A 13,187-nucleotide genomic window follows, 5' to 3' on the forward strand; every position below is an offset into this window, starting at 1 on the left:
ATGCGTTATATGGATGATACAGTCGTCATGAAACGAATGTCAAAGCGTATTACATTCAATAAAGTTTGGAAAGCATTATTTTTCTTAGCTACTACGTTTGCGCTTGTGACATTAGCCATTTTGTTATATCGTATCGTGACACAAGGAATTGATTACTTAAATATTGATTTCTTAACGAATTTTGCATCGAGGTTTGCAGATAAGGCAGGGATCAAGGCAGCTTTAATAGGTTCGCTTTGGTTAATGGCAGTTGTTGCACCTGTATCGATTATTTTAGGTGTAGGTACTGCAATTTATTTAGAAGAGTATGCAAAGAAAAATAGAATCAACGACTTTATTCGAATGAATATATCGAATTTAGCAGGTGTACCTTCCATTGTTTTTGGTTTACTAGGGTTAACAATTTTTGTACGTATGATGGGTCTAGGTAAAAGTATTTTAGCTGCTGGGTTAACAATGAGTTTATTAATCTTACCTGTTATCATTGTGGCTGCACAGGAAGCCATTCGTGCTGTACCGAATGAGCAACGAGAAGCTTCATATGGTATGGGTGCAACAAAATGGCAAACGATTTTACGTGTTGTGCTACCTGCTGCAATTCCAGGTATTCTGACAGGCAGTATTTTAGCAATGTCTCGTGCCATTGGAGAAACAGCACCACTTGTTGTTATCGGGATTCCAGTTATCCTTCAGTTTTTACCGAACGGTTTATTGAGTCAATTTACAGCCTTACCAATGCAAATCTATGATTGGGCAAAAAGACCACAAGAAGCCTTTCAGTATGTGGCAGCCGCAGGTATTTTAGTGCTCATGACTGTCCTGCTATTGATGAATTCAATTGCCATCTTTATTCGAAATAAATTCCAAAAACGTTATTAATGAGGTGACCTTATGGTTCTAGATTTAAAAGATGAAAAAACTATTGTTAAACCGATTCGAGCGACAACTAAGCCTGCTGCGGAAGTGGCCAAAAATATTGTCTATGATACACGTGATTTAAATTTATGGTATGGCGATCATCATGGCTTGAAGGATATTAATTTAAGCATCTATGAAAATGAAGTAACGGCGATTATTGGGCCTTCTGGCTGTGGTAAATCGACGTATCTGAAAACGTTAAACAGAATGGTCGAGCTTGTACCAAGTGTTCGTACATCTGGTGAAATTTTATATCGTGAACGTAATATTTTAGATAAAAATTATACGGTTGAGGAATTAAGAACACGTGTAGGAATGGTGTTCCAAAAACCTAATCCGTTTCCAAAATCTATTTATGATAACATTGCGTATGGACCAAGAATCCACGGTATTAAGAATAAAAAAATTCTGGATGAAATTGTTGAGAAGTCGCTACGTGGCGCAGCAATTTGGGATGAAGTAAAAGATCGTTTAAATCAAAATGCTTATGGCTTATCAGGTGGTCAGCAACAACGTATTTGTATTGCTCGTTGCTTAGCGATTGAACCAGATGTCATCTTAATGGATGAACCAACATCCGCATTAGACCCAATCTCTACATTAAAAGTAGAAGAGCTTGTGCAAGAGCTGAAGCAGGATTATTCAATTGTTATCGTGACACATAACATGCAACAAGCTGCACGTATTTCCGATCGTACAGCATTCTTCCTTAGCGGAGAAGTAGTAGAATACGATAAAACGGATATCATCTTCCAAACACCAGCAGATCAACGTACGGAAGACTATATTTCAGGACGTTTCGGCTAAGGAGGAGCAATAGATGGTAGTACGTGAGCGTTTTGAACAAGAGCTGAAAGAAGTGCAGGGACAATTTGTGGCCCTTGCCAACAGTAGTATTCTAGCATTAAAAACAGCGTTTGAAGCTTTAGTAGAGCAGGATTTAGAAAAAGCCTTAAAAATTTTAGAAGATGATTTAGTGATTAATCGTCTTGAAGAAGCGATAAATGATCATGTTATTTTAATGATTGCTAGGCAACAACCAGTGGCAACAGATTTACGCCGTTTAATGGTCCTTGTAAAAGCCGCATCCGATATGGAAAGAGTGGGCGATTATGCAGTCAACATCGCTAAAGAAGCCATTCGAATTGGCAAAGAACCTATAGTATTTCCGATGACTAATTTGCAAACAATGTGTAATAAAACAGTAGAAATGTTAGAGAGTATCATGAAGGCCTTTACAGAAGAAGATACAGTGCGTGCTAAAGAAATTGCTGAATTAGATGACTATGTGGATGATTTATATGGTGCAACGGTTACACTTTTACTTCGCGCTGGTGTAGAAAATCCGGCACATATTTCTCAAATTACACATCTCACATTTATCTGCCGCTATTTAGAACGTTCGGCTGACCATGCCACAAATATTGCCGAACATCTATTTTACTTAGTCAAAGGCAAACATTATGAATTAAATAATTAAGGGGGAAGAGCTGCTAATAAAGCTCTTCTTTTTATTTGGACAAAAGTTCACTTGTAGGAGCAACCAAGTTTTTTTAGTATCGTCAATATAACAAGCGTATTTGTATTGTCAAAAAAATTTTTTGGTTATACTATAGACATTATCCAAAAAATGTGGTGCTTTGGAGGTGCTGCTACGTGAAAAATCCGATACAATCACTCATAGAAAAATTGAACTTGGACATGACAGAAGAGCAATGTAACTATTTACATTTTTTGTATGAAAATCTACATCTTGAAGAACTAAACGACAGGGAGCAACGTTATTTCATCGACTACTTTTTCAAGAGTGAGCCTTTACGCAATATGGCAGCATTTGCACTTGAATTGGCAGATATTATGCATGAAATAAGAGAAAATATCCCTCCTATTGAGAAAGCTGAACGCTTAGCTGATGGCCGTGAACAACGTTTGTATTATGAACACAAATGGTCAGAGCTCAGACGTCAAAAGCTCAAGCAGCAAACGTTGAAAAGTGGAAATGTGTTTTATGTTCCATTTCATGAGTATAAGCAAGAGCCTGGTCCGTTAATTATTTGTTTGGAACAAACTACAGGGATGGCTGTTTACTCAGAGCTTTGTAAAAGCATGATTTTGCCATTATTTATGAATGCACATCGTGAAAGTCGCGATTTATATATTGTCCCTTATGATCAGCAAATACATGTTCATTACCGCTTTGAAAATGGACATTTAAATTTAGCTGATTTTAAAAGCTTTATCGAATATAAGGCAAAGGGAGAGGCTGCTATTTTGCCTGTTTTGCAGTTTGTTAAAGCGTTGCTGCAGGAAAATCAACTTGGTGCTGAAGCAGAAGTTATCATTTTTACAGAAGGAACGCCCATTGATGGAAAGCATTTAGTAGGGAAGCAAACGAAAATCATGCTAGAGGAAATGAAGCAAAAATACCATGCTGAATTTTCAGTCATTGCGATGCAGGAACATAATTTTAATAAACAGCAATTTTGGTTTGCTAGTAAGGCTTTTTTTGCGGATGATGCAATACAATAACAAAAGGGGGCTAGCCATTATTACTACAGGTCAGCTCCTTTTTGTTGGAGATACATAGGTACTTTAAAGGAGAAATACATGGATTCATTACATTGGTTTTTACCTAAATTTACAGTCCCGACATGGATGGATGTCTTGATTGCGATCATCATTTGTCTAGTTGGTTGGCTTATTCAACGATTTGTCATTAAAAAAATTATTAACCGTGTTGTAACATTTCTAAGAAATCGTCAGCGACATTTCCAAGCAAACGTGCTAGCCCAGTTTAGTAAAGCAATTGGCTTTGCGTTTATGACGGCTGTCATTGTTCTAAGTCTATCATATCTAATAGAAGTCCCATTGTTTACGCATAAATCAACAAAAAACTTTGTCCTATCTCTTATGGTGTTTTTTGCTTTTAAAGGTGTTTACGATGTATTACATTTTTATACGAAGCAGCCATTTGAACTAACGAGTGAAGAGGATCAGAATGTTTTATTACCGTTTTTTCTACGAATTGGTAAAGTACTTATTATGATTTTTGCTATGTTTACGATTGCTTCGTTATGGAATTTCAATCTCAATGGTTTTTTAACAGGGATTGGTTTAACAGGAGTAGCGATTGCCTTTGGGATTCGTGATACATTAGCTCATGTGTTTGGGGGCATGTCCGTAGCATTAGATAATCCATTCCAAATTGGGGATTGGATAGCGACTGAAGATCAGAAAATCGAAGGGACAATTGAAGATATCAATCTTAGAAGTACCTTAATCCAAACAGGAGATAAAGGGCTTGTGTATGTACCGAATTCTTATTTAGTCAATCGACCAATTTATAATTTATCGAGACGAGAAAAAAGAAAATGCGAACAATTTCTCTATATAGCTGCAGAAAATGATGAGGATACTATCCGTGGCGCTTTATCGGCTATGCATAAGGAAATATATTTACATGCTCAAACAGAGAAAGAGATGATTCATGTTTATATTGATGAATTTCATCATAATTGTTATCGTGTGCTCATACGTTTCTTTATCGCAACGAACGACACAGCTATTATGATGGAAGTACGGCAGGATATTTTATTCGCCATTCGTCAAATAGTGGAGGATTTTTCAATTACGTTAGCGTCCTATCCAGAGGATAACGATTTATAAAACAAAAATAAATTGAATTGTGTGATAGTTTGCTTTACAATATTAGCTAGAAATCAGCATTGATGAAGAATAGTAACTATTATTGATTTGTCATAGAGAGCTAGTGGTTGGTGGAAACTAGTACAAACGAATAGTGAATGGACTTCGGAGCTCTAATCCTGAACTACAAGTATGGATTAGCGTGTGCCTACGTTATAAGGCTTAGAGAGGGTCTTGCTTAAAGACCAATGAAGGTGGCACCACGGCTTTTCCGTCCTTTTGTGATGGAGAGGCCTTTTTTATTTTGATTCAGCAATATTTATTCCGAAAAATGATGATGCCAGGTATAATAGATTTCCTCCTTTTATGAGGGAGATCAATACTTAATTTGCATACGGATTTTAAGCAACCGTTGAATCAAGATGATGTCTCAATCGAATGTAACAGAGTTTTCTTGAGACATCAAGATATATTGGTGTAGAAGAGCAGAGCTTAGAGAAGGAGAGAAGAGTATGACAGTTGAGGTTAGAAAGTATGCCATGAAAGTTTTACAGGGGGATATGATGACCCCTATCTCTGTGTATCAATCACTTACAGGGCAGCATAAAATGTTGTTCGAATCATCAGCTAAGCATGAGGAAAGTGGAAGATATTCTTTTATCGCCCTAAATCCAGTAGCTGAATTAAAAGGAAACAAGGAAGAATTCTACTTTTCCAAAGGACAAGAAAATGACAAATCAAAGGGGAATGTACTCGATAAATTAAAGGAAGTCATACCCTTCCATGAAGAAAGCTATCCCTTTGCCTTTTTTGGTGGAGCCATCGGTTATTTTGGCTATGAAACAGCTTTTTATACGGAAAAAATCGGAGAATATTTACAGGATGAATTAGTGATGCCAGATGTCCATGTATTTTTCTATGATACATTCATTGTCTTTGATCATCTAACACAGGAAATTACGTTAGCTTCAATTGATCTATTTCAGGAGGGACGTTCATTAGCAGAAATGGAGAATGCTATTACAACGATGGAGCAACAACTTTGTGCAGGTACGACCTTTGAGGCATTGCAGGTAGATGAACTACATTTTAAGCCAATGCTTTCAAAGGAGCAATTTGTCTCTTTGGTGGATCGAGCTAAGCAGTATATTTTGAGAGGCGATATTTTTCAAATTGTGCTATCACAACGCTTTTCAGCACCATTTACAGGCTCTCCATTTTCACTTTATCGTCAATTACGTACATCTAATCCATCACCGTATATGTTTTACATGGATTTTGGTTCCTATATTATTTTAGGAACTTCCCCTGAAAGTCTTGTGAAAGTTAAAAATCGTATGGTTACAACGAACCCAATAGCAGGTACAAAGCCTCGCGGTGAGACAACAGTACAGGACGAAGTAATTGCAAAAGCTTTGTTAGAGGACGAAAAGGAAATAGCAGAGCACCGAATGCTAGTGGATCTAGGGCGCAATGATCTAGGGCGTATTGCCAAAGTCGGTACTGTAAAGCTTATGAAATACATGACTATCGAACGCTATAAATATGTCATGCATATTGTTTCAGAGGTAACGGCGGAACTACGAGATGACCTCCACATTCTAGATGTTTTACGAGCATCTCTACCTGCTGGGACAGTGTCAGGAGCACCTAAAATTCGTGCCATGCAGCTGATAAATGAATTAGAATCGATTAAGCGTGGTGTCTATGCGGGAGCGGTAGGCTATATTTCAACTACCGGCGATATGGATTTGGCACTTGCGATTCGTACAATGATTATTAAAGATCAACAAGCACATGTACAGGCAGGGGCTGGAATTGTCTATGATTCAGATCCATTGTCGGAATACGAGGAAACACTTAATAAAGCTCGTGCGCTATTGGAGGTAAGAAAATGATTTTATTAATTGATAATTATGATTCCTTTACCTACAATCTATTTCAACAAATCAGTATGCTTGGTAAAAGTGTCACAGTCGTTCGAAATGATGCTATTACAATAGAAGAAATTCAAGAAATGTCACCCGAAGCTATTATTTTATCCCCAGGACCAGGAACACCCTCTGAAGCAGGTATTACGGTGGATGTGATTAAGGAGCTACATGAAAAATTCCCTGTTTTAGGTATTTGCCTTGGCCATCAATCGATCGGGCAGGCTTTTGGGGCAAATATTGTGCAAGCCAAAAACATTATGCATGGAAAGCTGTCACCGCTTCAGTATAAGAATACGGGATTATTTGCACAACTAAATGGAGACATTGAAGTTATGCGTTATCATTCCCTTATTATTGAAGCACAGACATTGCATAAAGATTTCAACATTATTGCTACAGCAGGTGATGATGGGGAAATTATGGCGATTCAACATAAAAAATACCCTCTTTATGGACTGCAGTTTCACCCAGAATCCATTGGCACAAAAGAAGGCAGTATCATGATGAAAGCCTTTTTAGAAAATATAGCGTAATAACACAGAAAAAAGCTGTCGCTTCATTTGGCGACAGCTTTAATATTATTGTTTTTTGCCTGTGATTAATTTTGCAATTTCTTCAAGAGTCATGGAAGAGTTGACCTCATAGGAGCCTATCTGTAAGCTTCGAGCATATTTTGCGTTTGCGAGTAGTAGCTCCATCTCAACACTATTTGTAATGATGCCACCATCCTCAAGCTTTTGTGCAACAATATACGGTGTGATCCCACTATATATTTGCAGTGTCATCATCTTCTCATCAGTGTTAGTTTTATCAGCAGATTGTTCAGAAGCATCTGGTGAAGAAGTTTCTTCAGTCTTATGTACTGGCTTTAATTGTTCCTTTAATGAGGCAATTTCTTTATTTGCCTTATCTAACTTCATTTGCAGTTCTTCTACTTGTTGCAGATTAGGAGAATCTTTCATAGGAAGACCAATGTTTACATCATAGCGGCCTGCGAGAGCTAGCAAAGCCCCGACAAGAAAAATTGCAATACCGAATGCGCGGATGGCAGATTTGTTCATCAATCATCGACCTCCGTTTGCAATCACTTGGCGAACTTGCTCTTCTGTTAAATTAGAACGGATACTAATTTCTGCTACAGAAAGACCTTGTTTATTTAATTCGTGAACCTGACTAACGATAATTTGATGAATGGGTTTAGTCTGCGTTGTTGTTGATGTAACCTTTGAAGCTTGTGCAGCCTGTTGAACAGCTTGCATCACTTGTTGAACCTTAGGACTTTGTACTTGCTGAGGACTAGGTGCTGATTTTGATTTCACTTGGAACTCAGGCTCTAATAAAAGTTCTTCCTCGACAATTTTCATGCGACGCTTTAAATTATTCGTTTCTTGAAATATAGAGATGGATAATTCTTCGACATCTTTCTCGATTTTTTGTGAACTATTTTTGAAAAAGAACGATATGATGATCAGAAGAATCCCGATACTCATTAATAGGATGGATAAATCCAATAGTTTCACCTCAATGTAGTATGTAATTATAAGATATTTTACCATATGCAAAGTTAATATGAAATGAAGGTAGATTTTTTTTCAGTTTATGTTATAATAGGTTAGTCGTATAAATCATGCTCAAATTTAAATTCTTGATATAGAGTGGGAGGGTTAATGATGCGCGTAAACATTACTTTAGCTTGCACAGATTGCGGCGAACGTAACTACATTTCTAAAAAGAACAAGCGTAACAATCCAGAGCGTCTTGAACTTAAAAAATATTGCTCTCGCGAGAAGAAATACACTCTTCACCGTGAAACTAAGTAATCGCTCATTAAGCCAAAACCACAAGTGGTTTTGGCTTTCTACATTTTAGGAAACCATTTTGATGGAAAGACTCTAAGTTGATTCAAGTTTTACTATATAGGAGGTAGCCTGGATGGATAAAACAACTTTACGTAACAAGGTGAAAGAAGCACTCTCGACAATGAGCGATAATACATATCATAGTCAATCTTTAGCTATAGTAAAAAAGGTGCTACAGGAACCATATATAATAGAAGCAAATACAATTGGTTTGACCATTTCAAATAAGCCTGAAGTCGACACATTTCTTCTAATTGAGGAATTATGGCAACTTGGTAAAAAGGTCGCTGTTCCAAAATGCCACCCGAAAACAAGAGAAATGTCATTTTACGCAATTGACTCTTTTGCCCAACTTGAAACTATATATATGCATTTGCGTGAGCCTATTCCAGAAAGATGTGAGTTTGTTGACGCAAATGAAATGGATGTTATCCTTGTTCCAGGCGTAGTTTTTGACCGATATGGCTATCGAATCGGCTATGGCGGTGGTTATTATGATCGCTATGTATTAAACTATAAAAAGGGTAAGCTACTGTCCATGCTCTTTGATGAGCAAATCATTGATCGTGTTCCTACCGAAGAACATGATTGCCCAGTAGACATCATTGTGACACCCTCAAAACGTATTGATTGTCTAGGACAACGAGGAGCGAACGAAAATGGATAAAATGTTAGATATTTATGAACTCTTGAAAACCTATGGTACTTATATTTATACGCGGGATCCGATTGGCGATTTGATGTTAATGGAGGATGAAATACGCGAGCTTTATAAAGCAAATGTACTAGACATAAAAGATTATCAAATGGCATTACTAGTCATTCGACAAGAAACAACAAGACTTCGTATGGAAGAGAATAAAAAGTAATGTTTGAAATATCATGTAAATGGGTATTGTAAAGTTAATGTAACATGTATGTAATATTCTTAAAACAGTGGATTTCCGCTGTTTTTGTGTTTTTACGAAACTTTTTACAATTCAAAACGTATATATAGATATCTGGCGCATAGAACAGCAAGGAGACGCATAGAAGAGCAGGAGAAAAAAATTTCAGGCAGATATGTGTTGATTATCTGTAAAAAAAAGTTTAAGATATATTTTGTTTCCGTAACAAAATGTAAAAAATTATTATTTTTTTGTAAGGAAGTAGGGAGGATGTTAGGAATGAAATCAATAAAGTGGCCTAAACATTCATTTATGATACTAGCAATTATAGCAACATGGATCAAAACGGTCATTGTTTACCACACAAGCTTCGAGATGAAAATTGAAAATGCCATGCAACAATTTATTTTGTTTATTAATCCATTAAGCTTTTTGCTATTTACGTATGGTTTATCACTATTTTTTAAATCAGCAAAAGCTAGAAATCGTTATCTGATAACGGTCAGCGTTATTTTGTCCATTGTCTTATACGGAAATGTAGCGTTCTATCGATTCTACAATGACTTTATTACGCTGCCAGTATTATTCCAAACAAGCAACTTTAGTGACTTAGGAACGTCCGTAGCAGCCATTGTTGAACCTTGGGATGTATTATATTTCGTTGATGTCATTATTTTAATCTTAGCAAATAAATTTTTACCAAAAATGAAAGAAGCATTTAAAGTGAATGTTGAGTTCCGACGTGCTTTCTTTGTATTGGCAGTAGCAATGACATTTTTAAATTTAGGATTAGCAGAAACAGAGCGTCCACAATTACTAACACGTAGTTTTGACCGCGAATTATTAGTGAAGAATATTGGTACATACAATTACCATTTGTATGACATTTATATTCAATCGAAATCATCTGCGCAACGTGCGTTAGCGGATGGTAGTGAACTAGTTGAAGTTAATAACTATATTCGTTCAAATCAGGCAGCCATTAACCCAGAAATGTTTGGGAAATATAAAGGTCGCAACTTAATTGTTGTGTCTATGGAGTCCTTACAAAACTTTGTCATTAATAATGATATGAATGGTCATGAAGTGACACCATTCTTAAACTCTTTAACAAAAGATAAAGATACGTATTATTTCAGTAATTTCTATCACCAAACAGGCCTTGGAAAAACATCTGACTCAGAGTTTATTTTAGAAAACTCCTTGTTTGGTTTAGGCCGTGGAGCAGTATTTTTCACGCATGGTGGAAATACGTATAACTCAATGGCAGAACGCCTTGGAGAAAATGGTTACTTTACAAATGTTATGCACCCGAATAATAAATCTTTCTGGAACCGTGACATGATGTATCAATCATTAAAAATCAATAAATTTTACGATATAGATTCATATACGGTTGAAGAAGGGCAAGCTGTAAACTGGGGTATGAAAGATACTCCATTCTTAGAGCAATCAGCTAATTTAATGAAAGATATGCCACAGCCATTCTATTCAAGACTGATCACGCTAACGAACCATTATCCATTTACATTGGACCCGGAAGATATTATGATTCCTGAATATGATTCGAACTCTGGTACTTTAAATCGTTACTTCCAAACAGTACGCTACATGGATGAAGCTCTAAAAGATTTCTTCCAACAGTTAAAAGATCAAGGTGTTTATGATAACTCTATTATCGTTATGTATGGTGACCATTATGGTATTTCTGAAAACCATAATAAAGCAATGGCACAATATTTAGGGAAAGAACAAATCACACCATTTGATAATGCATTACTGCAAGAAGTACCTTTATTCATCCATATCCCAGGATCTGGTGATGGTAAAGAAATGACAGAGATTTCAGGACAAATGGATTTACGTCCAACAATCTTACACCTTCTTGGCGTAGAAACGTCAAAAGATATGCAAATGGGGGCAGATTTATTCTCTCCAGAGCATGAGGACTTTGTTATTTTCCGTGATGGACGCTTTATCACAGATAAATACGTTTATGCTGGTGAAGCTTGCTATGACAAAGTAACTGGCGAAGAAATAGAAGGTGAGCCATGTCAATCATATGCTGATCGTGCCACAATGGAGCTAGAAAATTCCGATGCGATTATTAATGGTGACTTGCTTCGTTTCTATGATGAAAAAACAGGTAATTTAAAGCAGGATTCAGTTAAATAATCATATTAGAGAGATCTCATGACGAGGTCTCTCTTTTTTACATTATTATTGACAAAAGGGGATATATGATTATAATAAGTGTAAATATATGCATAACGAAGATTTGTTTTTCGCATTTCGGAGTATAAGAGTAAAGGCATGGAAAAGAACGAGTAACTTTAATGGAACTGACAGAGAGTAGCCGGATGTTGAGAGGCGCAAGGGATATTAAAGTGAATACATCTTGGAGCTGCGTACCGAAAATTTAGTAGGCTACGACGGGGTTGCATCCGTAATCATTGCAGGGGTATCGCTTCGGCTGTACTTTTAGAGGAGAGCTATGTGAGTAGTTCTCGAAAAAAGGTGGTAACACGTTCATGAACGTCCTTTAGGAATAATCCTAAAGGCGTTTTTTTGTGTTTGAAGCGAACTAAACAAAGTGAGGATATTATTTCCTAATGGTTCCCAAGTAACTCTTATAGATCTTGCAATATTAATTTTTAATATTACAAGGAGATGTTTTGTATGTTTTTAACACCAGAGGAGCAATTCGTGATCATCAAGAAAGGTGTCGATAAAATCGTTGATGAGCAGGAATTACGTGCAAAATTAGAACGATCATTTAAAAAACAGCAGCCTTTAACAATTAAATTAGGACTTGATCCATCCGCACCAGATATTCATTTAGGTCACGCAGTCGTTCTTCGAAAAATTAAGCAAATGCAGGATTTAGGTCATCATGCAATTATTGTTATCGGTGATTTTACAGGACGAATTGGCGATCCTACAGGTAAAGCAAAAGGGCGAACAGCCTTAAATGACGATACAGTGAAGAAAAATGCCCAAACCTATTGTGAGCAAATTTTTAAAGTGTTAGATAAGAACAAGACAACGGTTCGTTTTAATAGTGAATGGTTAGCAAAGCTGTCGTTTGAAGAAGTCATTCAGCTAGCAGCCACAACATCTGTTGCTCGACTTTTAGAGCGTGAGGATTTTCAGAAACGTTACAAGCAGCACGTACCCATTGGCATGCATGAATTTTTTTACCCCCTTATGCAAGCATATGATTCGGTGGAGCTAGAGGCTGATATTGAGCTAGGGGGAACAGACCAAACGTTTAATATATTAATGGGGCGAAACTTACAAAAGCAGCGAGGGATAGAAAAACAAGTTGCCATTTTTATGCCACTACTGGAGGGATTAGATGGCATTGAAAAAATGAGTAAAAGTTTAGGTAATTATATTGGTGTCAATGAAGCACCTGAAATGATGTTTAAAAAGGTGATGGAAGTACCTGATGCATTAATCGTAAAATATTTCGAATTAGCAACGGATGAGCACCCACTACAAGTGCAGGCCATTCAAGATAAACTTCAAAAGGGAGAGAATCCCCGCGATCTGAAATTGCGATTAGCAGAAGTGATAACGACTTTATACCATGGAGTTGCAGCAATGAAGGAAGCGAGAACTTACTTTGAAGCAGCATTTCAACGAAAGGAAATACCGAAAAACATTCCCGTTTTACTCTTAGAGATTGATAAGGAAAGGGTAGAGGATATCCTTCCCCAATTAGTGGCAATGGATTATATTCAAAGTAAAAGTGAGTTTTTACGGTTAATCAAGCAAAATGGGGTATCTTTGAATGGAGAAAAATTAGCGCTAGATGACCTTTCGCGCGTCCTAATGAATGATGATGTGATACAAATTGGTAAGAAACGATTCCTTAAATTAAATAAGTAGTGAAAAAAAGAGCAATCTCCGTGGAGACTGCTCTTTTTCTGTCTAAAATT

14 protein-coding genes and 2 other annotated features are annotated in these 13,187 nt (G+C 36.7%); of the genes, 12 read left to right on the plus strand and 2 right to left on the minus strand.

Annotation, left to right across the window (positions count from 1 at the left end; genetic code table 11):
- The 7 genes from pstA to ABC382_RS23955 all read left to right on the plus strand — a co-directional run bounded on the left by pstA (window position 1) and on the right by ABC382_RS23955 (window position 7,030).
- On the plus strand, window positions 1-879 hold the full coding sequence (gene pstA / locus ABC382_RS23925) for a phosphate ABC transporter permease PstA (protein ID WP_274793743.1): 879 nt from the start codon (window positions 1-3) through the stop codon (window positions 877-879).
- A gap of 12 nt (window positions 880-891) precedes the next feature.
- Window positions 892-1,725, plus strand: coding sequence for a phosphate ABC transporter ATP-binding protein PstB (pstB, locus tag ABC382_RS23930; RefSeq protein WP_274793742.1), 834 nt, complete (start codon window positions 892-894; stop codon window positions 1,723-1,725).
- Window positions 1,726-1,738: 13 nt separating this feature from the next.
- Window positions 1,739-2,398 carry a phosphate signaling complex protein PhoU gene (gene phoU / locus ABC382_RS23935; RefSeq protein ID WP_412927225.1) on the plus strand — a complete coding sequence of 220 codons (660 nt, stop codon included), beginning with the start codon at window positions 1,739-1,741 and terminating at the stop codon, window positions 2,396-2,398.
- Window positions 2,399-2,574: 176 nt separating this feature from the next.
- Complete coding sequence (locus tag ABC382_RS23940; RefSeq protein WP_341386577.1) at window positions 2,575-3,447, plus strand: hypothetical protein; 873 nt, start codon at window positions 2,575-2,577, stop codon at window positions 3,445-3,447.
- 78 nt (window positions 3,448-3,525) lie between these two features.
- Window positions 3,526-4,584, plus strand: coding sequence for a mechanosensitive ion channel family protein (locus tag ABC382_RS23945; RefSeq protein WP_412927226.1), 1,059 nt, complete (start codon window positions 3,526-3,528; stop codon window positions 4,582-4,584).
- Between the two features lie 50 nt (window positions 4,585-4,634).
- Window positions 4,635-4,845: a binding site (T-box leader), on the plus strand.
- A gap of 230 nt (window positions 4,846-5,075) precedes the next feature.
- Window positions 5,076-6,461: an anthranilate synthase component I gene (gene trpE / locus ABC382_RS23950; protein ID WP_412927227.1), complete on the plus strand. Its 1,386-nt coding sequence runs from the start codon at window positions 5,076-5,078 to the stop codon at window positions 6,459-6,461.
- Window positions 6,458-7,030, plus strand: coding sequence for an anthranilate synthase component II (locus ABC382_RS23955; protein ID WP_322605694.1), 573 nt, complete (start codon window positions 6,458-6,460; stop codon window positions 7,028-7,030). Before trpE ends, ABC382_RS23955 begins: the two co-directional genes overlap by 4 nt.
- Window positions 7,031-7,075: 45 nt before the next feature.
- On the opposite strand, the gene ABC382_RS23960 is transcribed toward ABC382_RS23955, so the two are convergent.
- Together ABC382_RS23960 and ABC382_RS23965 are read right to left on the minus strand one after the other, a co-directional pair.
- The gene (locus ABC382_RS23960) at window positions 7,076-7,558 is read right to left on the minus strand and encodes a hypothetical protein (protein WP_412927261.1); all 483 of its coding nucleotides are present in this window, start codon (window positions 7,556-7,558) and stop codon (window positions 7,076-7,078) included.
- Between the two features lie 3 nt (window positions 7,559-7,561).
- Entirely contained in the window at window positions 7,562-8,017 is a 456-nt protein-coding gene (locus ABC382_RS23965) for a hypothetical protein (protein WP_412927262.1), read from the minus strand.
- A gap of 150 nt (window positions 8,018-8,167) precedes the next feature.
- Between ABC382_RS23965 and rpmG the strand changes: the two genes are divergently transcribed.
- The 5 genes from rpmG to tyrS all read left to right on the plus strand — a co-directional run bounded on the left by rpmG (window position 8,168) and on the right by tyrS (window position 13,137).
- Window positions 8,168-8,317, plus strand: a complete 150-nt coding sequence (rpmG, locus tag ABC382_RS23970) for a 50S ribosomal protein L33 (protein ID WP_008408521.1) — start codon at window positions 8,168-8,170, stop codon at window positions 8,315-8,317.
- Between the two features lie 112 nt (window positions 8,318-8,429).
- A complete protein-coding gene (locus tag ABC382_RS23975; RefSeq protein ID WP_322605696.1) occupies window positions 8,430-9,023 on the plus strand; it encodes a 5-formyltetrahydrofolate cyclo-ligase in 594 nt (197 codons plus the stop codon).
- Entirely contained in the window at window positions 9,016-9,225 is a 210-nt protein-coding gene (locus ABC382_RS23980; protein WP_412927228.1) for a YqgQ family protein, read from the plus strand. Before ABC382_RS23975 ends, ABC382_RS23980 begins: the two co-directional genes overlap by 8 nt.
- 297 nt (window positions 9,226-9,522) lie before the next feature.
- Complete coding sequence (locus tag ABC382_RS23985) at window positions 9,523-11,418, plus strand: LTA synthase family protein (protein WP_341386573.1); 1,896 nt, start codon at window positions 9,523-9,525, stop codon at window positions 11,416-11,418.
- Between the two features lie 130 nt (window positions 11,419-11,548).
- Window positions 11,549-11,789: a binding site (T-box leader), on the plus strand.
- 133 nt (window positions 11,790-11,922) lie between these two features.
- The gene (gene tyrS, locus ABC382_RS23990) at window positions 11,923-13,137 is read left to right on the plus strand and encodes a tyrosine--tRNA ligase (RefSeq protein WP_341386572.1); all 1,215 of its coding nucleotides are present in this window, start codon (window positions 11,923-11,925) and stop codon (window positions 13,135-13,137) included.
- Window positions 13,138-13,187: the final 50 nt, after the last annotated feature.

The sequence above is a fragment of the Lysinibacillus phoenicis genome (genome assembly GCF_047238325.1).
In the GTDB taxonomy this organism is placed as follows: Bacteria; Bacillota; Bacilli; order Bacillales_A; family Planococcaceae; genus Lysinibacillus; species Lysinibacillus irui.

Coding starts and splice junctions, on each gene's coding strand:
- pstA (WP_274793743.1), top strand. CDS start 1: ATGCGTTATATGGATGATACAGTCGTCATGAAACGAATGTCAAAGCGT.
- pstB (WP_274793742.1), top strand. CDS start 892: ATGGTTCTAGATTTAAAAGATGAAAAAACTATTGTTAAACCGATTCGA.
- phoU (WP_412927225.1), top strand. CDS start 1,739: ATGGTAGTACGTGAGCGTTTTGAACAAGAGCTGAAAGAAGTGCAGGGA.
- ABC382_RS23945 (WP_412927226.1), top strand. CDS start 3,526: ATGGATTCATTACATTGGTTTTTACCTAAATTTACAGTCCCGACATGG.
- trpE (WP_412927227.1), top strand. CDS start 5,076: ATGACAGTTGAGGTTAGAAAGTATGCCATGAAAGTTTTACAGGGGGAT.
- ABC382_RS23955 (WP_322605694.1), top strand. CDS start 6,458: ATGATTTTATTAATTGATAATTATGATTCCTTTACCTACAATCTATTT.
- ABC382_RS23960 (WP_412927261.1), bottom strand. CDS start 7,558: ATGAACAAATCTGCCATCCGCGCATTCGGTATTGCAATTTTTCTTGTC.
- rpmG (WP_008408521.1), top strand. CDS start 8,168: ATGCGCGTAAACATTACTTTAGCTTGCACAGATTGCGGCGAACGTAAC.
- ABC382_RS23975 (WP_322605696.1), top strand. CDS start 8,430: ATGGATAAAACAACTTTACGTAACAAGGTGAAAGAAGCACTCTCGACA.
- ABC382_RS23980 (WP_412927228.1), top strand. CDS start 9,016: ATGGATAAAATGTTAGATATTTATGAACTCTTGAAAACCTATGGTACT.
- ABC382_RS23985 (WP_341386573.1), top strand. CDS start 9,523: ATGAAATCAATAAAGTGGCCTAAACATTCATTTATGATACTAGCAATT.
- tyrS (WP_341386572.1), top strand. CDS start 11,923: ATGTTTTTAACACCAGAGGAGCAATTCGTGATCATCAAGAAAGGTGTC.